Origin of the sequence: Streptoalloteichus tenebrarius, assembly GCF_024171885.1 — a bacterium.
Classification (GTDB): domain Bacteria; phylum Actinomycetota; class Actinomycetes; order Mycobacteriales; family Pseudonocardiaceae; genus Streptoalloteichus; species Streptoalloteichus tenebrarius.
On the sequence record NZ_JAMTCP010000001.1, the window covers coordinates 253,811 to 279,005 of the forward strand.

General features: G+C 72.2%; 20 protein-coding genes. 9 read left to right on the plus strand and 11 right to left on the minus strand.

Annotated elements, in window-relative coordinates; all coding sequences use genetic code 11:
* Nucleotides 1-209: 209 nt before the first annotated feature.
* From LX15_RS01010 to LX15_RS01030, 5 genes are all read right to left on the minus strand, one after another.
* Nucleotides 210-1,301, minus strand: coding sequence for a beta-ketoacyl synthase N-terminal-like domain-containing protein (locus LX15_RS01010; RefSeq protein ID WP_253667512.1), 1,092 nt, complete (start codon nt 1,299-1,301; stop codon nt 210-212).
* An 11-nt stretch (nt 1,302-1,312) separates the two neighbouring features.
* On the minus strand, nt 1,313-2,545 hold the full coding sequence (locus tag LX15_RS01015; RefSeq protein WP_253667513.1) for a beta-ketoacyl-[acyl-carrier-protein] synthase family protein: 1,233 nt from the start codon (nt 2,543-2,545) through the stop codon (nt 1,313-1,315).
* Nucleotides 2,546-2,551: 6 nt separating this feature from the next.
* Nucleotides 2,552-2,821: an acyl carrier protein gene (locus LX15_RS01020; RefSeq protein WP_253667514.1), complete on the minus strand. Its 270-nt coding sequence runs from the start codon at nt 2,819-2,821 to the stop codon at nt 2,552-2,554.
* A gap of 147 nt (nt 2,822-2,968) precedes the next feature.
* On the minus strand, nt 2,969-3,484 hold the full coding sequence (locus tag LX15_RS01025) for a hypothetical protein (protein ID WP_253667515.1): 516 nt from the start codon (nt 3,482-3,484) through the stop codon (nt 2,969-2,971).
* A gap of 50 nt (nt 3,485-3,534) precedes the next feature.
* Nucleotides 3,535-4,662, minus strand: coding sequence for a hypothetical protein (locus LX15_RS01030; RefSeq protein WP_253667516.1), 1,128 nt, complete (start codon nt 4,660-4,662; stop codon nt 3,535-3,537).
* A 371-nt stretch (nt 4,663-5,033) separates the two neighbouring features.
* On the opposite strand from LX15_RS01030, the gene LX15_RS01035 reads away from it, so the two are divergent.
* Nucleotides 5,034-5,870 carry a class I SAM-dependent DNA methyltransferase gene (locus LX15_RS01035; RefSeq protein WP_253667517.1) on the plus strand — a complete coding sequence of 279 codons (837 nt, stop codon included), beginning with the start codon at nt 5,034-5,036 and terminating at the stop codon, nt 5,868-5,870.
* A 664-nt stretch (nt 5,871-6,534) separates the two neighbouring features.
* On the opposite strand, the gene LX15_RS33410 is transcribed toward LX15_RS01035, so the two are convergent.
* The gene (locus LX15_RS33410; protein WP_372502077.1) at nt 6,535-6,945 is read right to left on the minus strand and encodes a transposase; all 411 of its coding nucleotides are present in this window, start codon (nt 6,943-6,945) and stop codon (nt 6,535-6,537) included.
* Nucleotides 6,946-7,640: 695 nt separating this feature from the next.
* Here LX15_RS33410 and LX15_RS01040 point away from each other — a divergent pair.
* Together LX15_RS01040 and LX15_RS01045 are read left to right on the plus strand one after the other, a co-directional pair.
* Nucleotides 7,641-7,991: a YciI family protein gene (locus LX15_RS01040; RefSeq protein ID WP_253667518.1), complete on the plus strand. Its 351-nt coding sequence runs from the start codon at nt 7,641-7,643 to the stop codon at nt 7,989-7,991.
* Nucleotides 7,992-8,074: 83 nt separating this feature from the next.
* A complete protein-coding gene (locus tag LX15_RS01045) occupies nt 8,075-9,313 on the plus strand; it encodes an RNA polymerase sigma factor (protein ID WP_253667653.1) in 1,239 nt (412 codons plus the stop codon).
* 112 nt (nt 9,314-9,425) lie between these two features.
* Here LX15_RS01045 and LX15_RS01050 read toward each other — a convergent pair whose 3' ends face one another.
* Genes LX15_RS01050 through LX15_RS01060 form a run of 3 tightly spaced genes read right to left on the minus strand, consistent with a single transcriptional unit; the run spans nt 9,426 to nt 13,631 of the window.
* The gene (locus LX15_RS01050; protein WP_253667519.1) at nt 9,426-12,302 is read right to left on the minus strand and encodes a CHAT domain-containing protein; all 2,877 of its coding nucleotides are present in this window, start codon (nt 12,300-12,302) and stop codon (nt 9,426-9,428) included.
* A 1-nt stretch (nt 12,303) separates the two neighbouring features.
* Nucleotides 12,304-13,236, minus strand: a complete 933-nt coding sequence (locus LX15_RS01055; RefSeq protein ID WP_253667520.1) for a hypothetical protein — start codon at nt 13,234-13,236, stop codon at nt 12,304-12,306.
* Nucleotides 13,233-13,631, minus strand: coding sequence for a hypothetical protein (locus LX15_RS01060; RefSeq protein ID WP_253667521.1), 399 nt, complete (start codon nt 13,629-13,631; stop codon nt 13,233-13,235). Before LX15_RS01060 ends, LX15_RS01055 begins: the two co-directional genes overlap by 4 nt.
* A 615-nt stretch (nt 13,632-14,246) precedes the next feature.
* Here LX15_RS01060 and LX15_RS32125 point away from each other — a divergent pair.
* Nucleotides 14,247-15,104 (plus strand): CPBP family glutamic-type intramembrane protease, encoded by an 858-nt coding sequence (locus LX15_RS32125; protein WP_301303789.1) that lies wholly within the window; start codon nt 14,247-14,249, stop codon nt 15,102-15,104.
* Between the two features lie 658 nt (nt 15,105-15,762).
* Nucleotides 15,763-16,437 carry a DUF6348 family protein gene (locus LX15_RS01070; protein ID WP_253667522.1) on the plus strand — a complete coding sequence of 225 codons (675 nt, stop codon included), beginning with the start codon at nt 15,763-15,765 and terminating at the stop codon, nt 16,435-16,437.
* 26 nt (nt 16,438-16,463) lie between these two features.
* On the opposite strand, the gene LX15_RS01075 is transcribed toward LX15_RS01070, so the two are convergent.
* Complete coding sequence (locus tag LX15_RS01075; protein ID WP_253667523.1) at nt 16,464-17,234, minus strand: MerR family transcriptional regulator; 771 nt, start codon at nt 17,232-17,234, stop codon at nt 16,464-16,466.
* Between the two features lie 120 nt (nt 17,235-17,354).
* Here LX15_RS01075 and LX15_RS01080 point away from each other — a divergent pair, with 120 nt between their 5' ends.
* The 3 genes from LX15_RS01080 to LX15_RS01090 all read left to right on the plus strand — a co-directional run bounded on the left by LX15_RS01080 (nt 17,355) and on the right by LX15_RS01090 (nt 22,007).
* Complete coding sequence (locus tag LX15_RS01080; RefSeq protein ID WP_253667524.1) at nt 17,355-17,765, plus strand: hypothetical protein; 411 nt, start codon at nt 17,355-17,357, stop codon at nt 17,763-17,765.
* A gap of 267 nt (nt 17,766-18,032) precedes the next feature.
* Complete coding sequence (locus tag LX15_RS01085; RefSeq protein ID WP_372502080.1) at nt 18,033-20,396, plus strand: ATP-binding cassette domain-containing protein; 2,364 nt, start codon at nt 18,033-18,035, stop codon at nt 20,394-20,396.
* 153 nt (nt 20,397-20,549) lie between these two features.
* On the plus strand, nt 20,550-22,007 hold the full coding sequence (locus tag LX15_RS01090; RefSeq protein WP_253667526.1) for a class I SAM-dependent methyltransferase: 1,458 nt from the start codon (nt 20,550-20,552) through the stop codon (nt 22,005-22,007).
* 70 nt (nt 22,008-22,077) lie between these two features.
* Here the strand turns inward: LX15_RS01090 and LX15_RS01095 are convergent, their stop codons facing one another.
* Nucleotides 22,078-23,421, minus strand: coding sequence for an ATP-grasp domain-containing protein (locus LX15_RS01095; protein ID WP_253667527.1), 1,344 nt, complete (start codon nt 23,419-23,421; stop codon nt 22,078-22,080).
* A gap of 1,377 nt (nt 23,422-24,798) precedes the next feature.
* On the opposite strand from LX15_RS01095, the gene LX15_RS32130 reads away from it, so the two are divergent.
* Complete coding sequence (locus tag LX15_RS32130; RefSeq protein ID WP_301303790.1) at nt 24,799-24,924, plus strand: hypothetical protein; 126 nt, start codon at nt 24,799-24,801, stop codon at nt 24,922-24,924.
* Nucleotides 24,925-25,195 lie beyond the last annotated feature (271 nt).

Here is a 25,195-nt window from a genome sequence, read left to right on the forward strand (position 1 = left end):
GACCGGCTGACCCCGCGCCCGCGCCTCCTGAGTCACCAGCGGCGAAACGCTCCACTGCTGCGAGCCGCCCCGTCGGCCGCCGCTCCAGGCGCGCGTGATCGACGAATGTCCCGCGCGTCGGGCAAGCTGCTGGCGGATGCCCACGGGCGCTGGCCGCGGCCCGCCTACCGCGCGCCTACCTTGCCGGACAAGAACTTCCGCGCCACGACTCAGTCCCGATCACGGACGAGACGGAACAGGCCACACGCGACTGTTCCCTCGTCGGTCACCGACGTGATCGCGGCGACGTCGCCCACCCCGCCCCGCGTCGGCGCGACGCTGAGCAGGGCCGCGAGCTGGAAGGCCGCCACGACCGAGGAGGTCTCGCCGAGACAGGCGACGTCCGGCGCCCGGGTGAGCGCCTCCGCACCGACCAGCGACCGGACCGCCTCCACCTCCTGACGGCCGAGGTCCCCCGGCGCTGCCGAGTGGCGGACCACCCCGATCTCCTCGGGGCGCACGGCGGCGCGGTCCAGCGCGTCGACCAGGCACTGTCGCAGGGCCGGGCCCACGTCGTCGCCCAGCGCCACCTGGCTCTCCACCGCGAGGACCTCCAGCAGCGGGCGCCTCGCGCCGTCCCGCGCCGCCGAACCCGACTCCAACAGGAACAACGCGCAACCCTCGCCCAGCGCCAGGCGTTCGGACGTGCGGTGGTGCTCCAGCCACGCGCGGGTCGCGCTGTACTCCTCGGCGGCGCCCACGAGCACGCGCCGCGCTCGTCCGCTCCTCAGCAGGCCGCGGGCGTACGCGAGCGCGGACAACCCCGAGGTGCGTCCCGTGGCGACCGTGGCGTTGGGACCCCTGAGGTCGTGCCAGATCGCGATCTGGCTCGCGGCGTGGTTCATGACCCCGTTCGGGACGATCGCGGGGTTCACGTGGAAGGGCCTGGACCCGAGCAGCGAGTCGCGGGTGAAGTCCCGCATCTGCTGGGCGGTGCCGGAGGTGCCGAGCACCACGCCGGTCCGCGTCGGGTCGCCCAGATCTCCCACCCCGGCCAGGAGTTCGCGGGCCGTGGCGACGGCGAGGCCGCTCACCCGGTCCATCGAGCGCGTCCCCTTGCGACCGAGCACCGCGCGGACGTCGAAGTCGGGCACGAGGCAGGCGTGGTCGTGCGGCACCTCGCCGTGCGACTCCGCCACCCGACGCGCGGTGCCCGCGCCGGACCGGACGCCGGCCGCGAAGGCGTCGCGGCCGATGCCGAACGGGGAGACCGCGGACCACGCGGAGACGACCAGCGGCTCGCGAGCGGCGGACACGTCCATGCGACTCCTCCTCACCCGGCCGCCGGGGGAGCGTCCGGCGCGTGCCTGCCGAAGATCACGACGGCGTTGTTGCCGCCGAACGCGAGCCCGTTGTTCTGCATGATCCGCACGTCGGCGGGCACGGCCCGGTTGGGCACGCAGTCCAGCGCGCACTCGGGGTCGGTCTCGACGTGGTTGATGGTGGGTGGCAGGAATCCCCGGCTGATCGCCAGCGCGCAGGCGACCGCGCCGAGCGCGGTGGCGGCCCCCATGGTGTGGCCCAGCATGGCCTTCAGCCCGATGGTGCGGGGCGGGCGCGGCCCGAACACCTCGTGGATGGCGCGGCTTTCGGTCACGTCGTTCGCGCGGGTTCCGGTGCCGTGCGCGGAGATGGCGTCGACCATCCCGGGCGTGATGCCGGCATCCTTCAACGCCAGCCGCATGCACCGGGCGATGCCCTCCTCGTCGGGGGCGATGGGATGACGCGCGTCGCAGGACAGGCCGAGGCCCAACACCTCCGCGTGGACACGGGCTCCGCGCCGGGCGGCCGACTCGGCGGTCTCCAGCACCAGCACCGCCGCCCCCTCCCCGGTGAGGATGCCACGCCGGTTGGCGTCGAACGGCTGGCAGTGCCGGGGCGCCACGAGACCGAGACGGTAGAAGCCGGTGAAGTTGCGGCGGCACAACGCGTCCGCGCCGCCGCAGAGGGCGAAGTCCACCTCGCCGGACCGCAGGGCGTCCAGTCCCGCGCCGATGGCGTAGTTCCCGGCGGCGCACGCCGTGCCGAGGGTGACGGCGTCCACGCGGGACAACCGCAGTTCCCTGGCCACCGAGACCGACAGGGCGCCGGCGGGGATCCGGCGGACCAGCGCGGGGTCCATCCCCGACGGACCGCGCGCGATCTCCATCTCGACGGCCTGGTCCAGCTCGTGCGACCCGCCGTCGGTCGTGCCGACCGCGACCACGCCCCGGAGCGCCCGGAGGGCGTCGAGGTCCAGGCCGGCGTCCTCGACCGCCATCCGCCCGGCCGCCGCCGCGAACTGGCTCGCGCGCCCCACCCGGTCCGAGGGCAGCTCCCGCAGCCAACGCCGGGGATCGAACCCGGTGACCTCGCAGCCGTGGGAGTGGGCGAACCCGGTGGTGTCGAACAGGCTGATGGGTCGGGCGCCCTCGCGTCCCTCCCTGAGGGCGCGGGCGAACTCCTCCACGCCGAGCGCGGTGGGGCAGACCACGCCGCACCCGGTGACGACGACGCGCGGTGGCACCGCGCCTCACCTCGTCCCGGTCTGAGGCGCGGCGGCGGCGCGGACCTCGGCGAAGACCTCCCGCAGCGCCGCCAGGCTCACCATCCTGCGGTACTGCCCCTCCTCGAACACCACGTCGAACTCCCGCTCGATGGCGGCCTGGATCTCCACCAGGGTCAACGACTCCAGCCCCAGGTCCTCCACGAACAGGTCGGTCTCGGTCAGCTCGCCGTCCTCCAGCTCCGCCAGCTCCAGCACGATCTCGCGGATCCGGTCCCGCTCACCCGTGGTCGTCATGCCCGCTCCTCGCACGGGGGCCTGCCTCTCCTCGCGCCCGACGCCCCGCCACGGCCCCCACGTCCTGGCGGTTCGGGAATGTCGTTGTGGCGTCAGGAAAACGGCGGGGCGCCGCGCCCCCTGCCGGCGCGGCGCCCCACCCGCCCCTCACGTGATCGGCAACGGATCGCGCGAGGTCGCCAACACGTTCGTCAGGCACCGGGCCGGCCCCTCGTTGGACCAGCCGTACTGCTGGCTGTGGGTGTCGAAGGTCAGGATCTCCGACCAGATGTAGCCCTGGTAGGTGAAGACCCTGGCCTTGGCCGGGACCGAGAACTGCATGGTGTCGGTGACCGACTTCGACCACTCGCTGCTGAAGGTGAGGCTGGAGGTCACGGTCAGGCCGGCCTTGACGAACTCCACGTTCACCTCGGCGGAGACGGACACGCTGATCGACGTCTCCACGCGGAACGTGAAACCGGTGGTCACCGAGCGGGACCACACCGTCTCCGCGTCCGAGTTCGTGTTGTCGATCGAGCCGATGATCTGGAGGTCCGGGGTGTAGAGGATGATGGCGCGCGCCTGGTCCTCGCTGCCCTGGAGGGGAATGCCGCTGCGGAACGTGTCCTCGGTGGCGGGCGGGCGGCTCGGGAAGATCTTGACACCGGGAACGGGGAAACCCATCTCTCGCCCTTCTCGTTCGGTCTCAGGTCGTTCTTGGGGGCCTCACGGCGCTACCGGCAGTACTGCTCGCACCAACCCGGCGTCGGGTCCTTGCGGATGTAGTTGTAGTCCCGGCAGAGCGTGCAGTCGGAGTACGTGACAGCCCTGGTGTGAATGGAGATCGTGGCCCAGCGGTCGTGGTCGTCCTTCGACTTGTTGCGGTAGTCGTTGATCTGGATCTGGTAGTCGACCGTGAGGACGCCCACGCCGGCCACCTCCTGCTTCACCGGGTCGTAGCCGTTGGCCAGCAGGAGAACCAGACTCTGCGGACCTGAGTCGTAGCTGTTGTCGCCGCTGCGGTTCCCCTTGATGCGGTTCGCGAGCTGCGCCTCGGTGTCCGTCTTGGCCAGACCCTGCACCACGGCGGCGGACGCCTTGTAGCCGAGCTGTTGGAAGAGCTGCTCGAACGCCTCGGTCGTGCTGTAGGGCTTCTTTTCGACGTCGGGATTGTTCTCCTGCCCCGCGAAGTCGTTCCCGAAGTGCGACTTGAGCCGCTGCCAGTTCTCGGGCGCCTGGATGGAGAAGAGCTGGGTGGACGGCCCGACGAGGTTCGGGTCGGGCACCCAGCTTCCCACCGCCGCCGGCTGCATGTCCTGCACGGCGAGGCCGGCGAGGAAGTCCAGCGCCGGCGACCCCAGCTCCGCGACGCTCGTCAGGAGCGCCGGGGCGCCCCTGCCGGCCTCGGTGACGCGGCGCAGGAGGTCGTGCGCCCCCGACCGCGACCCGTGGACGTGGTCGACCAGCTCCCGCGCCACCGGATCGTTCCTGGCCATCTCCCGCACGAAGTCCTGTGTGCCGGGATTCGTGCTCGCCAGGCAGCCGAAGAAGTTCTGGGTCACGGCGTTGGCCGAACGCAAGGCAGGAACCAGGTCCTGCGCTCCGGCGACCAGCTCGCCGGCCCTGAAGCTCAGCGTGGAGGCCGGTTCGGCGATGAGCCAGGTGGGCACGCGCCGGGAGTCGTCGGGAAACGTGCTGGTCACGTTGTTGATGTACTGGAGGAGGTTTTCCTTGACCGTCTCCGGGCAGCGGACGCTGACGTCGGTGAGCTGCTGCTGGATTCCGTCCGGGGTCGGTTTGGTGACGTTGGACGGGTCGGGTTGGACGAGCGAGAGGGGCAAACTCGGAACAGGGAAACCCACGAGGCATACCTCTTCGCGGTGCTGGGACGACGGAACCGGTACGAGAACGGGGCGCGGCCGGGGCGTGGGAACCTCCACGACACCCCATTCGTGCGGCGAAACGCGTGATCTCTCGTGATCACTGACGACCGTAGGAGCGGGGCCTGACAGAGGGAAGGTCCGAAACGGTGAAACCGCCACGCGTTCGCCGTCGGACCTCCGGTGATTGTCCTGGCGAACGACGCCCGTTCGCGGGTGTTCGAGTGCGCGGACCCGCCGTGGAAACGGAACCGCTGAAGGGGTGATCTGGTACGGAATCGCGCCGACGGACCAGCGCGCGTAACACGAGTAGGTTATGGCGACGCCGGCGCGGGGCGGGCTTGGATGGGGTCGTGACGCGCCCGGACGAGGAACGGCAAACCCTCGGGACCGCCGACGCCTACCGCGAGTGGGCGCCCTTCTACGACGCCGACTACGCGCACGTGCGGTTCGACCGCGTCGCCAGGGCGTTCCACGACCTGGCGGTCCGCCACGGCAGTGCCGAACACGACGGGCAGGAGGGGCAGGGCAGATGCCGTCTGGTGGACCTCGGCTGCGGCACCGGCGCGAGCGCGTTGGCGTTCGCCTCGCTCGGCTACCGGGTCACGGGGTGCGACCTGTCTCCGGCGATGCTGGACGTCGCGCGCGGCAAACCAGGAGCCGACCGGATCACGTTCGTCGAGGCCGACCTCCGTGCCCTCCCCGACCTCGGGCGCTTCGACGTCGCCACGGCCATGACCGACCCCCTCAGCCATCTGCTGACCGACGACGAGTTCGCCGCGGCGCTGGCCGGGGTGGCCAGGTCGCTGGTCCCCGGCGGGGTCCTGGTGTTCGACCAGCGCAACGAGCACGCCTACCGCCGCCTGTCCGGACGCACGCTGGTCGCCAGGAGCCGGGACCAACTGATGACGTGGGACGTGCTCGAACAGTCCACATCGGACGGAGTCGCCGTGTTCGGCATGCGCATCACCCGCCACCTCTGGGCCGGCGAGGGGGAACGGCAGCGGCAGATCACCCACCAGCACTTCCTGCGGCACCGGGGTGAGTCGCTGATCCGTCGCCTCCTCCGGGACGCCGGGCTGCCGTGCGTGGCCGTCCACGGGCTGAGCGACCACGGCCACCTGAACGACCGCCCCCACGCCGAGGACCAGCAGACCACCCTGTACGTCGCCCGAAAACCCCTCTCCTGAGCCACTTTCCGCGTCATGTCGGCCAGGCTTCCCGATATTGTCCACTAAGGACGGTTGCCTCGGGGTGGTCGCCTGGAGGTCGACCGGGGAAGCGGCGGTCGGACCCGTGCGGCTACGGGCTGCTGACCGGCTCGCGGCTCGCGGCTCGCCGAGCACGGTGCCGCCCTGGTGCTGCCCGGCGCCGCGTGGTCGCTGCACCAGGTCGGCGAGGTGCCACGACGTCGGGCAAGGCCATCGTCACGAACCGCGACATCCCTCGCCACGGGACCGTCGTGCCGCAGGGGAGCCCGACACGTCGAGGGGGTCCCGCACCCGTCTAGGCGGTGTCCTGTGATTCGTTATCGCAGCCACAGGACAATGGCGGCGATGACGAGTGCTTGGTTGTAGGCGGCTCGCTGCGCGTCACGGGTAGCCAGACCACCAAACTGCTTGAGCCGGTCGAAACAACGCTCAACGCGCTGCGCTGCTTGTCGCGTTGGTCCTCGAAGGCTGGTAGCCGCCCGCCACACGACCCCCGAGGCTCGTGCGGCGGGTGATCTGGTCACCGCGTTCCGGACGAAGGAACGTGACGCGCCGCCCACGCAGCGCTGTGCGGGTTGACGGATGCGAGTACGCCTTGTCCGCGATCACCACCTCAGCCCGGGCACCGGCTGACCGGGTGTGATCAGCACGCCGCATCGCCAGTCCGCGCCCCATCACCACGAGGTGGATCGTGGTGCAGCGCGCCCCGGGACCGGCCGAGTCCTTCCCCGCCGGCAGCGAGGACTTCGATCCCGGCTGCGCATCCCCCGTTTTCTCCGGGCGCCGGCGGCGTGATGGTGGGCCACGGACGATGCTGGAGCCGACGCTGACGATCCACTCCAACCCGCCAACCGCGTCGGCCTTGACGACCACCGATCGAGGACGCGCTGCCCGGCGTCGTCCGCGGCCCCACAACCGAAAGCCGCTCGTGCGCAATCTTCCACGGTCCGTACTGGTTGGGCAGGTTCCGCCACGGAGCGCCGGTGCGCGGCTTCCCCAGGATCGCGGTGATCACCTGTCGGTGATCCCGCCATCCGCGGCCACGCCCCGACACCGGTCACAGCGGCTGGATCGCCGCCCACGCCCGGTCGGTCAGTTCACCACGGCCAACCCTGCGCCAGAACTAGCAGACACCCTGATCACCGACTTACAGGACGCCGCCTAGCTAGGTTCTGTCCTCGAAGCCGGATGAGCAGGGTTGCCAGGTCGGTCATCTCTCGGTAGGGGATGGCGGTTTTGTCGTGGCGGGTGGCGGTCGCGCGGTGCTGCGTGAGCCGGTGAAGCAGGGTTCGACCGCGTTGTGGCATGGGGAGGCGACGGGGTCGAAAGCCGGGGGCGGCCGGTGGCGTGATCACCTGGCTCACGGTGCCAGGCCTGCGCGGCGTGCTGGTGGGCGCAAGCGTCTCGTTGATCACGCGATGCCTCGTCCTCCCGTGGGTGTCCTTTCGCGTGGGAGGCGGGCAGCAGCGACTCGGACGTGCCGGGTCAGCGATTCCCGTCGTGCCCACAGCTCGTTGATCAGGACCTCCTCCCAGACATCATGACCTTCGGATGCCGTGCGGCCCCGGTGGAGCCGGCACCCCAGCTCGTTCTGGGCTGATCAGAGCGTGGTTCTCGGTGGACGGAGAGGGTCGGCAGACCCTGGGGCAAAAAATGTTCGGGGTGCGTGTCGATCCGGAGCCGTCCCGATCGTCGTCATGCTGTACGGCGACCCGCCGTACGAGGACGACGAGCTGACTGGGGTGGCACATGAAGTACCTGCTGCTGATCAACGCCGGTGCCGTTGACGAGAACGGGGCGGCCGAGGGCTGCGACGTCACGGAGTGGATGGCCTACGACAAGGAGGTGCGGGAGGCGGGGATCCTGGTGTCCGGCGAGTCGCTGGCGGACCTGGTGGCGGCCACCAGGGTGCGCGTGGGCCGGGACGGCGAGCGGATCGTCACCGACGGGCCGTTCGCCGAGACGCGCGAGGTCCTCGGCGGCTTCTACGTGATCGACGTGCCCGACCTGGACGTCGCGATCGACTGGGCCGCCCGCTGCCCGGGGGCGCGGGGCGGCGGCTCCGTCGTGGTGCGCCCGGTCGCGGACTTCGGGGCCTGACCATGGGGGACGTGGCCTCCCCGGCGGCCGGCGGGTCCGGAGGGCCGAGGGAGTGGAAGACGGCGGCGGCGCTGGTGGAGGCGGTGTTCCGCGAGGAACGCGGACGGCTGCTCGCCGCCCTCGTCCGCCGGTTCGGCGATCTCGACCTGGCCGAGGAGGTCACGTCCGAGGCGGTCGAGGCGGCGCTGGCCCGCTGGCCGGTCGACGGTGTGCCGGCCAGGCCGGGGGCGTGGCTGCTGACCACGGCCCGGCGGAGGGCCGTGGGCCGGCTGCGACGGGACCAGGCGTACGCCGCCCGGCTGGCCGTCCTCCAGGTGGAGGCGGAGCGGGCCCTGCCCGCTCCGCCCGCCGACGCCGACGGCGACCTGCCGGACGAGCGGCTGGCCCTGTTCTTCACCTGCGCGCACCCGGCGCTGGCCGCCGAGGACCGGGTGGCGCTGACGCTGCGGTGCCTGGCCGGCCTGACGACGCCCGAGGTCGCGCGGGCCTTCCTCGTGCCGACCGCGACGATGGCGCAGCGGATCGTGCGGGCGAAGAAGAAGATCAGTCAGGCCCGCGTCCCGTTCCGCGTGCCGGGGTCCGACGAGCTGCCGGAACGCCTGCCCGGGGTGCTCCAGGTCCTCTACTCGATCTTCACCGAGGGCTACGCGGCCAGCTCGGGGCCGCACGCGCAGCGGCTGGACCTCGCCGAGGAGGCCATCCGGCTGGCGCGGGTGCTGCGCCGGCTGATGCCCGCCGGGCGCGAGGTCGCCGGCCTGCTCGCGCTGATGCTGCTGACCCACGCCCGCCGCGCGGCCCGCGTCGGGCCGACCGGGGAGCCGGTGCCGCTGGACGAGCAGGACCGGGGGCGGTGGGACCACGAGATGATCGCGGAGGGCCGGGACCTGGTGGTCCGCGCGTTGACCGGCGGCCCGCCCGGCCCCTACGGGGTGCAGGCCGCGATCGCCGCGCTGCACGACGAGGCCCCGGACGCCGCCAGCACCGACTGGCCGCAGATCGTCGCGCTCTACGACGTGCTGCTCGCCCTCGCGCCCTCGCCCGTCGTCGCGATGAACCGGGCCGTCGCGGTGGCGATGCGGGACACGCCGGAGGCGGGCCTGGCGCTGCTCGACGCGATGGCCGACGAGCCGAAGCTGCGCGCTCACCGGCCGTACCACGCGGCGCGGGGCGACCTGCTGCGGCGGGCGGGCCGTCCGGCGGAGGCCGCGGCGGCCTACCGCGTCGCGCTCGGCCTCGCGGGCACCGACCCGGAGCGGGCGTCCCTGCGGCGCAGGCTGGATGAGGTCGTGCTGTTCGGGCCGGAGTATGACCGCGATGGCTGACGACACCTCCCCTCGGCCGCGCCGTCGCGAGGATGGCGCTCCACGAGGTGGTCGCGTCCGACCGGGTGTCCGGAACGACCACCTCGCGGCGCCATCGCGCGCGCCGGGCCGCTCAACACCCGTGGAAGCTGAAGGCCGCCCAGTGCACGGGATGGACGTACGAGCGGGCGTTGGGATCACGCAGGCGGAGCGCCCGCACCAGGGCGCGGGTGCCGGGGGTGTCCGCGTCGGGGGAGAGGTCCCTGACCTTCTCCGCGTTGGTGGTGTCCCGCAACCAGCGCTGGGCGGCGCCCAACGCCTCGTGCGGCGGCACGCCCCCGACCCGCCAGAGCTGGTAGAAGCGGGCCATCACCAGGCTGGTCGCCTCGCCCCTGATCGTCCACTGGGTGGCGACCACCCCGGGGAACCCGGCCTGGATCAGCCCGCTGGGGAAGGAGATCACCTCGTCGGGCAGCGCCGTCCCCGGCCGGTCGGTGTCGCACGCCGACAACACCGCCAGCCGCACGCTCAACCCGGTCAGGCGCAGGGACAGGATCTCGGCCAGGGTCAGCTCGTCGTGTCCGGAGAGGACCAACGCGCTCCGCGTCGGGTCGTCGGGCCGGGCGACCCCGTGGCAGATGAAGTGGTGCACCCGGGCGTCGGCCAGGGCCGCGAGCACCGCCGGCCGGTCGGCCGCCGCCCCGCGCAGCACCCCGGGGTTGACGAACCAGCGCCGCACCCACGCGGCCTCCTCGTCGGCGTACCCGATCGACGGCCACGCCGCGGCGTCCGGGTTCGCCACGACCGAGAGCCGGTCCGCCGGCACCCGGCCGGCGGCGCGCGTGGCGACCTCCAGCGCGCGGATGTTCGGCGCGTACCCGACGACCCGGTCGTCCAGCAGGTAGCGCCGCGTGCCGTCCGCGCCCGGCCGCCACGCCGCGTGCAGCGGCACCATCGCCAGGAAGCCGAACGGGATCAGCACGACCCGGCGCGCGGTCCCCGCCACGGACAGGGCGGGCTCCACCACGGCCGACCACGCCCACCGCGTGACCGCGTCCAGCGTCCCCTCCCACCGTTCGCCCCGGGTGAGCAGGCTCCACACCCGCTGCCCCACGGCCGCCACGGTGGCCGGGACGGGCGCGGCCCGCACCTCCCCCTCGGCGTCCACGGCGAACGCCACCCCGCTGTCCTCGGCCGCCACCAGGTACAGCACCACCGTGTCGGGCGGCACCGCGCGGCGGACGTCGGCGATGTCGGGCCGGTGCAGGAAACGCTCGTAGCCCGGTATCCCCCGGATGTCCTCGATCGCCCGGTCCACGGCCTCCCGTCGGGCACGTCGCGCCTCGGTCGGCGCGCTCCCGAGGGTGGCCTCGTCCAGTGCGGCGACGGCCGCGCGGTACCGCTCGAGCAGTGGCCCGTGCTCGGTCCCGGCGAGGTCGTCCAGCCGCGCGCGGTCCTGGTCCAGCGCCTCGGACAGCAGCATGCCCCGACCGGCCTCCAGGGTCACGACCGCGTCCTCCAGCGCCCCGGTGCGGAACAGCGCGTAGGCCGCCGCCGCGGGCAGGCCCTGCGACTCGGTGAGCCAGAGTTCCTTGTTCCTGCGCAGGAGCTGGGTGCGGAACAGCCGCCGCGTGGCCTCGGTGGCTCCGGCGTAGGCCGTGCAGGCCTCGGCCCACTCTCCCCGGGTCGACGCCCACGCCCCCCAGTGCTGGGCGGCGGCCAGCGCCCACTCGTGCGCGGCGTCCAGGCCGTGGCGCACGGCCCGCGCGTACGCGTCGACGGCCTGGGGGACGAGCGCGGGATCACCGGTCTCCTCGCCGCGCGCGTGCAGGGTGCGGGCCAGGTTGTACTCGCGGGAGGCCCGCTCCGGCGCGTCCTCCGCCGTGAGGTCGAGCGCCGCCCGGTACTCCCGCACGGCCAGCTCCCCGAAGCGGGAGTCGCCGGTGACGCGCCACATCGCCGTCAACGAGTTGCCCGCGTTGTTGTGCCGCGACGCGGCCTGCCAGTCGCCGGGGCGGGTGGCGGCGACGGCGCGCAACTGCATGTCGAGGGCCTGCCGGAGGTCCTCGGGGTCGCCGCCGTGCTCGAACCGCGTCAGCAGCGCGTTGCCCAGGTTGGTCAGGGCGGCGGCGACCGGGTCGGGCACGCCCTCCACCATCCCGCGCATGAGCTGGATCGCGACGTCCAGGTCCCGAGGGTCGCGGGTCCGCAGGAACCGGCGCCGCAGCAGCGCCCCGAGCGTGCCGGTGATCGGGTCGGCCGTGCCCGGCGACATCATGTGGTCGCGCGCCTGGGCCGCCTCGGACAGCACGGCGATGGCCTCGTCAAGATCGTCGAGTCCGCCGTGCATCTCGTTGCGCGCGCTCAGCAGCTCGGCCAGGACGTACTTGAACCGGTGGCCCATCGGGGTTTCCCCGGCGATGTCCACCGCGTGCCGCGCGAGGTCGATCGCCTCCCGCAGCGCCGAGACGTCACCGTCCACCCGGACCCGCGTCCGCAGCGCCGAGGCGAGACCGGTGCGGCACAACGCCTCCAGCCGCCGGTCGCCCACCGCCCGCCGGACCGCGCGGCGACAGTGCCACTCCGCGCGGGTGAGCAGCTCGGTCGTCCCGGTGCGCTGGTAGAGGTTGAGCAGCGTGTTGCCGAGGTTGTAGTCCAGCCTGGCCTGGTCGTGACTCCCGGGCGGCGCGAGGCGCAGGCCCTCCGCCAACAGGTCGTGCGCGGTGACCAGCTCGGCGTTGTCGCTGGCGCCGACGCCCAGCCAGTTGTGCGCGATGCCCGCCCGGTTCAGGCAGGCGATCCGGAAGGCCACGGGGCTGTCGTCGAACCGGGAGGAGCCCACGACCGCGTCCATGGCCGTGGCCATCCTGGGCAGGGCGGAGCGGTCGGCGTCCAGCACGTAGTCGGCCAGCGCCGCGCCAGCCCTGGCCAGCGGCCGACGGAACCGCCGCGGCGGTGGGGGGAGGGGCCGCCATCCCAGCCACTCCTCGGCGGCTCTCACGCGGTCCATCTCAGGCCTCCGGGTGGTCGAGGACGGGGCCGCGCTCCAGGAAGCTGGTCAGTTCCCGTCCCGCGGCGCGTTCCCCGTCCGGGTCGGTGGGCCGCTCACGCCCCAGCTCCTCGTAGAGCCTTCCCCGGTACAGGTCGAAACTGGCCTGCACCAGCCGGCCGTAGACCACCGCCGCCGCCAGCGCCAGCCGGGACCCCGCGACCATGCCCGCCAGTCCCACCGGGACCGCCCACCAGGTGAACGGGGTCCACACGCAGAAGAGCAGGCCCCACAGCCACCACCGCGCGCCCTCGTCCAGTCGCGCGCGGACGACGGCCAGCTCCGCCCTGGCCTGGTCGGGCAGCACGAGCCACAGGTGCGGCCAGCACACCACGGCGTCCAGCCCGTACCGGTGCCGGGGCCGGGACTCCGAGGCGCGCAGCACGTCGCCGAGCCGGGTGGGCATCCGGTCCTCGCGGGCGGGCGGCACGGTCGAGCGCCAGGCGTTCAACGCCGCGTAGCGCGCCCGTTCCGGGGCCGTCAGCGACGTCCGCCGTCGGGCGAGGTCGCGCCAGGCCCGCGTCCGGCGGTCGATGACGAACCCCCGTGCGGCGAGCATGGCCGCCCGCAGCGGTCGCGCCCAGCGCGGCCAGTAGCCCTCCAGCAGCCGCACGACGCCCAGGGTGGAGGTCTCCGCCAGCCGCGCCGACCCGGCCACGACCAGCAGCGCGACCACCACGAACACGCCCTGCGCCGTCGGGGTGGGCGAGCCGAACGCCCGCGTCCACTCCCGGTCGAGCGCCTGCCACCCCGACCGGGCTCCGGTGAGGCCGCCGTGGCCGTGCACCCAGGCCAGCAGGCCGCCGAGCCAGAACAGCAGCGCGGGTGAGATCAGCAGTGTCGCCCAGCGCTCCGCGACCTTGCCCCCGAGTCCCGACCACAGCGAGGCGATCACCGGCCGCCCACCCGCCCCAGCGCGCCGTGCCCGTGGGGACAGTGGGGGACGGGCTCACCGACCTCGAACACGGGGTACTCGTAGTCGCACTCCCCGCATCCGTACATGATCTCCGCGGAGGGCACCGCGTAGCCGGGCAGGGCGGCGTAGCCGGCCGAGTCCGCCATGCCGTAGCCGCCGGAGTCCGCGCCACGACTGGTGTCCACCTGACGGTCGAGCAGCCGCCGTGCCTCGTCCCGGAGCGCGTCGTCGCCGGTCAACACCTCCAGGAGCGCGTCGGCGACGTCCTCGCCCCCGTCCGCCCGCGCCAGCAACTGGTCGATCTCGTCGGCGAGCGCGCCGGATAGGCGCGGCCGGATCGCCCGTGCCGCGTCCAGGATGTCCTCGTCGCGCATGCGTTCCCCTCGTGCCGGAGCCACGCCGAACCCACGGCGTGCGCCCCGGCCTGCGGCGACCCCGGATTCCCTTCGGGAGGCTGGTCGGAACCCGTCGGTGGTCACGCATGTTGTACGCCAACCATGAGCCGGTTGGGTGATCTTGGCCTGGTTTGCCAGGGATGTTCGCGGCGAATGCACGGGACGTGCGAGCTGCGAGCGCGCTGTCGCGTGGTTTTCGTTCGTGGCAAACAGGTTGACGCACTCTCCGGCCCCGCACGTCACCCGCGCCACGGTCACTCCCCCACTCGAACGTGCGGTTCCCCGCCGTCGGCCGTTCGGGACGAGGAAGATCCGGGCACCACTACGCCAGCCACACGTGATCAACCTCCGGGAAGCGTCGTGATGCGGGGAACCGGCGACCAGCCGCCAGCACGCCTCGGGCGTGGGCTCGCCTCGCTCGGGTGCGCGCTCGGTGGCGCCGTCAGCCCTTCCTGGGGCGGGGAACGGTCCTCGGGCGCCGTGGTGAAGCGAGGGTCACTGTTCACGCGCCTCACGTCGGCGTGGTCGTCCCTGGTGCCTCCACCGCCCTCACGGCCTCGGCGGCAGCGTCGCCGGAGCTGGGTGGAGTGGACGTTGCGCGCGACGAGCGCCCTGGTCGCGGGCGGCGTCCTGGCGTGGTGGATCAGCTCCGCGTGGGGCGAGGTGTGGGCGGTGGTCGACGGCCGGCATGGCGGGGGAGTGCGGCGCCTCGACACCTCTCCGGCGGAGCGGGCGCGGGTCGCGTGGCGGCAGGTGGTCGTGATCGGACTCGCCGTGGGCGCGTTGTCCTGCGCCCGCGCGGCGGAGGGGCCGGCGGCGGTGGGGTTGGCGCGCCGCCCCTGGCGCACGCAGGCGACGGTGCTGGCCGCCTACCTGGTGATCCTGCTGGTGGCACTGACCATCCCGCAGGACGTCGTGGCGTCGGTCGGTCGGGTGTGGCCGTGGCTGGGCGCGCACTTCGGCGTCACCTACGCCTGCACCACCGCGTTCCCGCTGTGGATGGTGCTCCTGCACGCCGCGTACGGCGGGGTGGCCGAGGAGATCATCGTGTTGGCGCTGGCGTTCCGCGCGCTGGAGCGCCTGCCCTGGCGCGACGGGCGGACCTTCGCCGCCACCGGCTGGGCGACCGCCGTGCTCGTCGCCCTGCGGCTGAGCTACCACGCCTACTACGGCCTCTACCTGCTCGCGTTGGTGCCGTGGGCGTACCTCACCGTGGCGCTGTACCGGCGGACCCGGTGCCTGCTGCCCGTGGTCGTGGGCCACACGTCGTTCAACGTGCTCCTCGTGCTGGCGAGCCCCCTCGCCGGCGGCTACGGGCTCCCCCTCACGCTGTTGGCCCTCGGGGCGCTCTGCGCGACGCCGCTGGCCCTCACCGCCGCGCGGCCCGCCGTCCGAGGCGCCCCGCCAGCCGCCACAGGCGGCGGACCACCCAGAACGCCGTCACCGCGATGACGGCGAGGCCGCTGGGGACGAGGGGACCGTTGCCGCACCCCTGTCCGCGCGGGACGGGGTGCTCGGGGGCTGACGCGGGGTGCGGGGACACGGGGTCGGCGGGAGCGGTGTCGGGGCAGGTGATGATCACAGCGGAACTCACCGCGACAGCATCAGCACGTGCCACCATGGCAGACAAGTCCCGTCCCCCGGTGGATCGACCTCCCGGTCCGGCTGTCCGCTGTCGTTCGCGCCGCGTCCCGCCGTTCCGGTGCTGCGCGCCCCCGGTCGGGCTCAGCACGGCCGGCCTCGGCCGCCTCGGCCGCGTCGCGCGTGGCCACGCCAGCGCCGTGGGGCCCGCACGTCCGTTCCTTGTGGACGATCGTTCGCCGCTTCCGTGGCCTCTCGGCCCTCTGGGGACCGCGACCGGCAGGACCCAGAACGCCCGTGGCGCGCAAGGAAACTGTCCATAGTGGACAGAAAGAGGACGTTCGTCGCCCCCGTAGGGCCGCACGGGACTCGGCCCAGGGACGGAGCCGACCACGGCGAGAGATCGGCTGGCGACCAAGGGGTGTCCACATCAGTGTGGGACACGTGCCCACCGACACGCCCAGTGATCACCAGAGGGTTCCCGCGCCAACCGGTCACACCTCAGGAGGTCAACCTCTAGGCTTGCGGAATGGACGTCATCGCGCTCGACCGGGACCACATGATGCGCGCGCTCGCCGAGCGGATCAGCGAGATCGCCGGCACCTGGACGGTCGACAGTGGAGTGATCCGCAGCGAGGGGACCCCGGTCATCCTCGTGACGGACCTGCACGGGGGAGCCCAGGACCCCCGGCACGTCGACGTGGGCTTCGCCTTCAACCCCGAGCACCCGGAGGCTCCGGTGCTGTGGGACTGCGCCGTGGGTTTCGGGAGCACGCCGGCCGAGGTCGCGGAGACCGCCGCCGCGATGTGGCTGGCGACCACCGGGAAGACCATGCTCGAACTGCTGGTCCAACGCGGTGAGCTGGCCACCCACCTCGGGTCCGACGACCCCGAGGGCATGCCGGGCTTCCACGTCATCCACGGCCCCGTCCTGCCGATGGGGGCCGACAGGGAGGCGCTGCTGGACTGGGTGGTCGAGCGGCCGCTGGTGCCCGCGCTGCGGGAGCTCCTGCCGCCCCACCTCGACCAGGCGATCAACGGGGTCAAGGTCATCTTCGGCGCGGGAGCGGGCGAGGAGATCGTCGAGGTCCGGGTGAACGGCACGGTGCGCGAGGACCTCACCGACGCGGTCCGCCGGCTCGACTGGCCGAGGCCCGCCTCGTTCGCCTACCTGAAGACCTTCCTGCTCGTCTTCGCCGACTGACGGCCGCCGGGGCGGACCAGGGCCGGCTAGCGGCCGCCCTGGTCGTCCCGACCCGGTTCGTCCCCCGGTCCGCTGGTGGGCGACCCGACGAGGTCGAGGTAGCGGTGCAGATGGCCGGCCCCGTCCAGCATCGCCCTCGACCGCTGGGTCAGCGCCGCCTGGCGTTGGGCGATCGCCGCGCGCAGGGTCTCGACGCTCCCGGTCCGGCGCAGGCCGTCGAGGATGGTCCTGATCTGGGCGAGGGGGTGTCGACCCCGCCGGAGCATCTTGATCATCTGCGCGTCCCTCAGGTCCGCCGAGCCGTAGCGGCGGTACCCGGTCCCCGGCTCGCGGCGCGGGGTCAACAGGCCGGCGGCGTCCCAGACCCGCAGGGTGGAGGCGCGCACGCCGAGGAGGGCGGCCAGCTCGCCGACCCGCAGCCCGGTCCTGGGCACCGCCGAGGTGTCCGGTTCCCGCCGCGCGACGGCTTCGACGGCCTCACCCGCCGACCGGAGGGAACGCCGTTCCTCGTGCAGCGCGGCGTGACTGGCGTCGACGAGCGCGAGCGCCCGGGGAACGTCCCCGGCGTGGACCTCCCGCAGGATCTCGCGGGCGGTGTTCCACCCGTATCCCCGCGCGAGGGCCCGGTAGGCCAGCAGAGCGGCACGGTGCCGCTCGTCGAACCGCCGATAGCCGGCGGGCGTGCGCTCGGCCGGCGGCAGGATGCCCGCGTCCACGTAGTTGCGGATCTGCTGCGCCGAGACCCCGATCATGCGTGCCAGGTCGACGGGGCGGTACCCCGAGTCCCTCCCAGCCACAGCGCCCCCTCGTCCTGAGTCTGCACCCCGATTTGAGGGTTCGCGGACCCTTCTCCGAGCATGTGCTCGCGCAGATCGCGCAAAGCTTCAACACGGTACTTCAACGATAAACTTGAAGCTATGACATCTGGGCACAGCGACCACGAACCAGACTCGCCCACCGATCCCCGAACCCGCCTCCTCTCCGTCGCGGTCGAGGCGGCCACCCGGATCGCCGACGTGCTCGACCGCCACCCGCTCCGCGGCCAGGGCGCGTACCCGATGAGCGAGGTGCGCGAGGAACTCGCCGAGCACCACGCGTCGCTGCACCAGGCCGTGCGGGAGTGCCCGGTCGCGCTGGCCGTGGACGCCCACGGCCGGCCCGACCGCCTCGGCGCCGACGTCGCCGGGCTCCTGGGGTACGTCCAACACGTGCTCGTGCTGTACCACAACCTCGACGACCTGCCCGACCACATGCGCGCGCAGGCCAACCGCGACCTCGCCGCGACCCACCTCCGTGCGCGTCGGCTCAGGGACCGGGCGCGCCGGTGACCACCCGGCGGTGACGCCGAGGGCCGCGCTCGGCCCGCTCTTCACCGCGAGCCCGCCGGAACTCGGCTGAGGCTCTCGGTTTCCGGAGTTCGTACCGGAATTTCGATCACTGTTTCTGGTCGGCCCCTGGTGGGCCGACGGTTCTGGCGCGTCCGGATCCGCCCGGACCCATCGAGGCTCAGAAGGATTTCCTCAGGCAGTTCCGGCGATTCCCTTCCCGTGGGAGGGGTCGGCCGGGAAGAAGGGAAGAGAACAGTGCTGTCGTACATGGCGCTTCCGTACGCGGCCTCCCGAGGCGGCGCGCGGACGACGGGCTCGCGCCCGGCCACCGACACCCCGGTGACCGAGTGGATCCGCGTCGTCGGCGCGCGGGAGCACAACCTGGCCGACATCGACGTGGAGATCCCCAAACGACGGCTCACCGTGGTGACCGGCGTGTCCGGCTCCGGCAAGTCCTCGCTGGTGTTCGACACGGTCGCGGCCGAGGCGCAACGGCAGCTCCACGAGACGTTGCCGGCGTTCGTCCGGGGTTTCCTGCCCAGCTTCGGGCACCCCGACGTCGACATGATCGAGAACCTCTCCGCCGTGGTCCTGATCGACCAGCGACGTCTCGGCGGCGGCGCGCGCTCCACGGTCGGCACGGCCACCGACATCGCGCCGCTGCTGCGCCTGCTGTTCTCCAGGGCGGGGACGCCGCACATCGGGGCCTCCGACGCGTTCTCGTTCAACATGCCGGCGGGGATGTGCCCGGCGTGCGAGGGGATCGGCGTCGTCACCGACGTCGACATGGACGCCTTTCTCGACGACTCCCGCTCCTTGAACGAGGGCGCGCTGCTCGCGCCGACGTTCAAGGTCGGCACATGGCACTGGCAGATCTACGCCGAATCCGGGTTGTTCGACCCCGACAAACCAATTCGCGACTATTCCGAGGAGGAACGCCACACCCTGTTGCGCGGAACCGCCGGCCCGGTGTCGTTGGAGGTCAGGGGACAGCGGGTCAACGCGACCTACGAGGGCGCGGTCGACAAGTTCCTGCGCCTCCACGTCCACAAGGACGGCGGGGAGCTGAGCGACCGGGCCCGGCGGACGGCCGCCCGGTTCACCACCTCGCTGCCCTGCCCGGACTGCGGGGGCGCCCGGCTCTCCCGCGCGGCGCTGGACTGCCGGGTCCTCGGCCACGGCATCGCCGAGCTGTCGGCGATGGAGGCGACCCACCTGCTCGACGTGCTGGCCACGTTCGACCTGCCGGCCGTCGCGCCCATCGTCGAGGCGCTCAGGGCCAGGGTCGGGCACCTCGTCGACATCGGCCTCGGGTACCTGAGCCTGGACCGCCCCACGGACACCCTCTCCGGAGGGGAGTCCCAGCGGGTCAAGATCGTCCGGCATCTGGCCAGCACCCTCACCGACCTGCTCTACGTCTTCGACGAGCCCAGCACCGGCCTGCACGCCAGGGACGTGCGGCGGCTCACCGACCTCCTGTTCCGGTTGCGGGACAACGGCAACACCGTGCTGGTCGTCGAACACGACAGGGACGTGATCGCCGCGGCGGACCACGTCATCGACATCGGCCCTGGGGCGGGCGTCGACGGCGGCACGGTCGTGTTCGCGGGGGAGGTCGAGGCCCTGGCCTCGTCGGGAACGCTCACCGGGCGGCACCTGCGGGCGAGGACCAGGCTCAAGGGCCAGGTGCGCCGCCCGACCGGGTGGCTGCCGGTGGTCGGCGCGACCCTGCACAACCTGCGCGACCTCAGCGTGGAGTTCCCCACCGGCGTGCTCACCGTGGTCTCCGGCGTGGCGGGGTCCGGCAAGTCCTCCCTCGTGCACGGCGCCCTCCGCGCCCAGCACCCGGACGTCGTCGTGGTCGACCAGTCGGCCCCGACCGCGAACCGGCGGTCGACGGCCGCGACCTACACCGGGGCGCTCGACCCCATCCGCAGGGCGTTCGCCAGGGCCAACGGGGTGAGCCCCGCGCTGTTCAGCGCGAACTCGGCCGGCGCGTGCCCGGCCTGCGAGGGCACCGGCGTCGTCGTCACGGACCTGGCGTTCCTGGACGACATGACCTCGACCTGCGAGACCTGCGAGGGCCGGCGGTTCACCCAGGACGTGCTCGCCCACCGGCTGGACGGGGCGTCGATCAGCGACGTGCTGGAGATGACGGTCGGCAGGGCGCTGGAGTTCTTCGCCGGCAACCGGTCGGTCGCGCCGATCCTGCGCGCGCTCGCGGACGTGGGGCTGGACTACCTCCAGCTCGGCCAGCCGCTCACCAGCCTGTCCGGCGGCGAGTGTCAACGGATCAAGCTGGCCTCCCACCTGCACCGGAGGGGCGCGGTCTACGTCATGGACGAGCCGACCACGGGTCTGCACATGTCCGACGTCGCGCGCCTGCTGGAGGTGCTGGACCACCTGGTCGACGAGCGCGGGAGCACGGTCATCGTGATCGAGCACGACCTGGACGTCGTCGCCCACGCGGACTGGGTGGTCGACCTCGGGCCGGAGGGGGGCAGCGCGGGCGGCCGGCTCCTGTTCCAGGGCACGCCGTCCGCCCTGCTCGACGTGCCCGACTCCCACACCGCCACCCACCTGCGCCGCGCGCTCGGCCTCGACCCGGACGACACGCGCGATCCGGCCTGACGCCTCGGCTTCCGGGTGTCCGGTGTGGCCGACTCCCTCGGCCGCACCGGACACCGGTGGCCGGTCGCCGTGACAGGGCGCCGTGGTAGGGCGCCGTGGCTGGACAGCGGGCGTGACCAGGGCGTTCCTGCTCGCCTCTGGTCATTTCCCCTTGTGGGAGCAAAAGCATCGGGCAGGGCGGAACGGACGTTCACCGAGACTGCCCGGCGGGCGCAGATCGTGGAGGCGGCGATCGCGACCATCGCCGAGCTGGGCTACGCCCGCACCTCCTTCGCCAAGATCACGAAGCGCGCGGGGCTGAGCGGCACCGGCATGATCTCCTACCACTTCGCCGGCAAGGACGACCTGGTCAGGGCCTGCGCCGAGGAGACATCGCGGGTCCTGGCGGCGTTCCTGCGCCCCAGGATCGAGGCCGTGAGCGGGTACGCGGCGAAACCGCGCGCCTTCGTCGAGTCCACCATCGAGCTGGTCGAGGCCCACCCCGCGCACCTGCGCGCCCTGGTGGAGATCCTGAACAACGCCAAGGACCCCGAGGGGCGCCTGCTCGTCGACGCCGCCCTGCTCACCAGCCGGGTCACGCACGTCGCGACGCACCTGCGGGATGGGCAACGCGTCGGGGAGTTCGGCGCGAGTCCCTGTCGGAGCCAGGCCGTGATCATTGACGGCTCGCCGGAGTGCGCGCCACCCTGGCGAGAACCCGTCGAGACGGTCAGCACGCGTCCATCCCGTCGGGCGTCGAGCGCGGGTGTGACCGGCGCGGGGCGAGGGAGCGGTGGCATGGCTCAGGTCAGGGTCCAACTGCGCGAGGCGATGGAGACGTCGCTGATCACCCTGAGTGGCAAGGCGGTCGACGCCCGGCGCAGTCCGTCCATCCTGGGCGACACCATGTCCTCCGAGATCCTCGACCGGATCGACTACGACGAGGCGCGGCTGGCGATGTCGGCGAGGTTCGCGCCGAGCGTGGCGGCCAGGGCGAAGCACTTCGACGACTGGACGAGGGAGTTCCTCCGCGGGCACGAGCGGGCCACCGTGGTGCACCTGGGGGCGGGGCTGGACACCCGTCCGTGGCGGGTGGACCCCGGCCCCGGGGTGACCTGGCTCGACGTCGACTACCCCGAGGTGGTCGACGTGCGGGGCAAGCTCTTCCCCCCACGGGAGGACTACCGCATGATCGGCTGCCCCGTGACCTCGCCGGAGTGGTTGGACCAGGTTCCCGCCGACCGCCCCACCCTGGTCCTGGCCGAGGGGCTCACGATGTACCTGCGGCCGGCCGAGGGGCACGAGCTGTTCCGGCGGATCACCGACCGGTTCCCGTGGGGAGTGCTCGCCTTCGACGTCCACAACCGGCTCGCGATCCGCCTGGTGAACCGGCGGCTCACGCGGATCGTGGGCAGTCCGCTCCTGCGGTGGGGCGTCGACGACGCGCGCGAACTGGAGTGCGCCAATCCGAAGCTGCGCCGTGTCGACGCCGTGAGCGCGCTGTTCGCGCCCAGCGCCGCCGGGTTGCCCCTCGGAGCGAGGATCTTCGCCCGGCTCGTCCGCCCCGTTCGTTCGCTGCGCGACCTCGGGATGTACCTCCGTTACGAGTTCGGCGACCCCAGCCAGGTCTGATCCCGCGCCTTGTCGGCTTCACACCCGCCGGGGTGAGCGTGACGTCGTCACGTGCGAGTGACCGCCCTTCTCATGCGGTGAGCGCGTCGTCGGTCCCGGTGGTGTGGTCGCCGAACACCGCGTGCAAACCGCCGTCGGACAGGAAGTCCACCAGCGACGTGGTGAGGCGGCCGTTGTACCCGACCGGCCGCCCGCCGCAGAAGACGACCCCCAGCGTCCGCCGTCGCCGGCCGACCCTGGTGCTGACGTACTGGGAGGGCGCGAACTCCTGCGCCAGCCAGCCCTGCCGCGCCCCCGTCTCCACGACCTCGCGCCACGCGGCGGGTTCCTGGTCCCTGCCGACGAACACGCTTCGGCTGAGCACGTCGAACGGGGCCTTGACGACCAGGTCGGCCCGTGCCGCGAGCGCCTCGTCGGCGGTGATGCCGTCGCCGAGTTTCCGGCTCCACGGGATGAGCGCGTCGATGCTGGCCCTCTGCTCAGGAGTGAACACGTGCCGGAACCGGGGGTCCGACAGCATCGCCGAGACGAGCTTGTTGCCCGCGACCAACCGGCCCAGAACACCGTTGAACACGACCAGGTTCCCTGACGCGACGCGCTTGAGCATCGGGGCGTACCGGTCGGGGTCCTCGACGAACGGTTGGGTGATGTGGGGCAGGAATCCGAGCACCACGTCGTCGTCCTGGAAGTGCTCCGGCAGGACGTACACCGGAGTGCGCCGGTGGTGGCGCACGTGCGCTTCGAGCAGGCGTATCTCGCTGGTGGAACGGAGTTCCTCGGGGCAGAGCACCGCGACGCGGCGCGCGTCGGCGGGGTCGATCCCCCGCGCGGCGGCCAGGTCCAGCAGCTCGGCCATCATCCATCCCGGCTCCTCACAGCGCGCGGGCCGGTACTGGTCGGTCAGCCACCGCACCGCGTCCGCCTGCCGCCAGTAGCGGTTGAGCAGGCCGCTGAGGTTGGAGATGGGGTAGTCCCCGCCCACCTCGAACACCCGCATCTGGTCCAACCGCGCCCCGCCCAGGTCGAACCGGCAGTGGTCGACGTGGCGTCGGCGGGGCGGCTCGCTGAGCGCGCACTCGTGCAGGAACGGTGGCAGGCCAAGGAAACGCTGGAGTTCCCGGCTTTCCGCGTAATGCCGGGCGAGGCGGTCGACGGCGCGCAGAACGTGGGTGAGGTGTTCCAGCAGGGTCCGTTCGGCCACGGGGTCGAGTCCGGTCAGCGTGGGCGCCAGCGGCAACGTCGGGTGGTGCGGGTCGAGGATTCCCTGTCGCCGCACCAGGTTCAGGAACTGCTCCCAACCCTGGCCCGCCTCCTCCTGGCTCTTCGCGTTCGTGAACGGAGTTCGGGGTGGGAAGTGCAGGTCGAACCGGATCAGTGACGAAGGGCAGTCGGTGCTGTGCTCTGCGTGCGCCATCGCGTCGTCCTTTCCGTGCCACCGCCGGGATTCAGCCTGCACCCCGCGTGGCCGCCAGGTTGGTGAGCAGGGAAAAAGTTGTCTCGGGCTACCTTCCGTCAACCTCCCGGTTCGTGGGACGCTCACTCGGACAGATGATCGAAAACGGGTGGGTGAGACGCGAGGTGTCGACATTTGCCCGCGTTCTGTCCCTCGGTCGTGCGATTCGGGAAACCCGTTCGTGTGATGGGTGGTTCCCTCGGCCGCGTCAGGGCAAAGACTTTGGGCGTGGCGGTGCTCGACATGATCGCCATCCGCACGAGGAGGTTCACGTCATGGTTGAGCCTTTCACCGAGATCACCGAGATCACCCCGCGCGAGCCGGAGACGGTGCCTCTGTCGCTGTCCCTCTCCCTGGTCGCGGTGGACGTCGAGGACGAGGGCGAGGAGTGACGTCGAGCGCGATCGCTCCGCGATGAAGAGGCTTTGAGGTCACTTGAGCATGTTCCGCGGATCCTCGGCACATCGTTTCCGCGTACGGCGCCAGGCCTGGTCCTCGATGCGAGGGTGATCCTTCTGTGCCCCGAATGTGGAAGCTGGGGACGGGGTTGTTTTTTACGCGACAGGTTTTCTGGACGTGGCGGTGCGATGTTCGATCGTCACTTCATGAGGAGGTTCCACATCATGTTCGAGCCGTTCGAAGAGGTTGTGCCCCGTGAGCCGGAGGCAACGCCTCTGACGTTCACCATCAGCTTCGTTGCCGCCGACGTGGAGGACGACGAGTGACCAGGGCACGCCGCCCCCGAGGGCGGCGGGCGAGGTCCGTAGCTCGCCCCGCGGGTGAGCTACGGGCCTCCAGGCTCCCGTCAACCCCAGTCGGGAGACAGGCGCGGAGCCTCAGGTGAAACCAGAGGAAGGATGAGGTCATGGACACGTTCGAGCCGTTCGAGGAGATCACTCCGTTCGAGCCGGAACAGGCGCCTCTGTCGTTGACGGTGTCGTTCGTCGACGCCGACGTCGAGGATTGAGGTCCGGTTGCGGCAGACGTCAACCGACAGTGGGGTCCGCAGGCCACCGAACGGTGGCCTGCGGACCCTCGGCCTTTTCGGCCATGTCGCTTTTCCCTGAATTCCCCCCGGTGGGGGAGGTGTGTCCCGTGGAGCCGTTCGAGGAGACCGTCCGGTGTGAGCCGGAAACCGTGCCGGACTTCGTGTCGGAGTCCCTGTGCGCGTTGTCCTTCGTCACGGCTGACGCGGGAAAGGAGTTAGCCGCGACGTCGCTGTGGCTTCACTCCGGAGAATGGAGTCCGTAGGCCGTCCAACGGTGGCCGCGGACCGCGGACAGTGTGGCGGTGACGGCATTTCTGGTGCTTTCGCAGTGGTGGGGGGAGGTGTGTCCCGTGGAGCCCTTCGAGGAGATCGTGCCGTGTGAGCCGGAAACCGTGCCGCTGACCGTGTGCCTGAGCCTGAGCCTGGTCGCCGCCGAGGTGGACGAGGAGCGAGCCGAGGATTCGGCCGAGGAGTGAGCCACGGCGTCGTGGTGGCTCGACACGCAACGGAGGGGCGGGGCTTGTCGCGCGTCCGTGGTGTCGACACCCGACGAGCTCCGCCCGCGCCGTGGTGTCACCAGTGGTGTCAACAGCCGAGTGTCGCCCTGTCGTGCGGTCGCCCGGCACGTTCGTGTGACTGGCGGTTTTCCTGGCCGCTCCGAGGACAAGCCTGGGGGCGAAGCCTGAGCTGACCCGCATCGCCGTGCCCTCGGCGCCCTCGGCGCTCGGCCGTCGAAGGGCATGGCTC

Bases quoted from the DNA above. Each gene is read 5' to 3' on its own strand.
- LX15_RS01010 (WP_253667512.1), bottom strand. From the start codon at position 1,301: ATGGACGTGTCCGCCGCTCGCGAGCCGCTGGTCGTCTCCGCGTGGTCC.
- LX15_RS01080 (WP_253667524.1), top strand. From the start codon at position 17,355: ATGACATCTGGGCACAGCGACCACGAACCAGACTCGCCCACCGATCCC.
- LX15_RS01020 (WP_253667514.1), bottom strand. From the start codon at position 2,821: ATGACGACCACGGGTGAGCGGGACCGGATCCGCGAGATCGTGCTGGAG.
- LX15_RS01085 (WP_372502080.1), top strand. From the start codon at position 18,033: ATGGCGCTTCCGTACGCGGCCTCCCGAGGCGGCGCGCGGACGACGGGC.
- LX15_RS01050 (WP_253667519.1), bottom strand. From the start codon at position 12,302: ATGGACCGCGTGAGAGCCGCCGAGGAGTGGCTGGGATGGCGGCCCCTC.
- LX15_RS01095 (WP_253667527.1), bottom strand. From the start codon at position 23,421: ATGGCGCACGCAGAGCACAGCACCGACTGCCCTTCGTCACTGATCCGG.
- LX15_RS01040 (WP_253667518.1), top strand. From the start codon at position 7,641: ATGAAGTACCTGCTGCTGATCAACGCCGGTGCCGTTGACGAGAACGGG.
- LX15_RS01060 (WP_253667521.1), bottom strand. From the start codon at position 13,631: ATGCGCGACGAGGACATCCTGGACGCGGCACGGGCGATCCGGCCGCGC.
- LX15_RS01070 (WP_253667522.1), top strand. From the start codon at position 15,763: ATGGACGTCATCGCGCTCGACCGGGACCACATGATGCGCGCGCTCGCC.
- LX15_RS01025 (WP_253667515.1), bottom strand. From the start codon at position 3,484: ATGGGTTTCCCCGTTCCCGGTGTCAAGATCTTCCCGAGCCGCCCGCCC.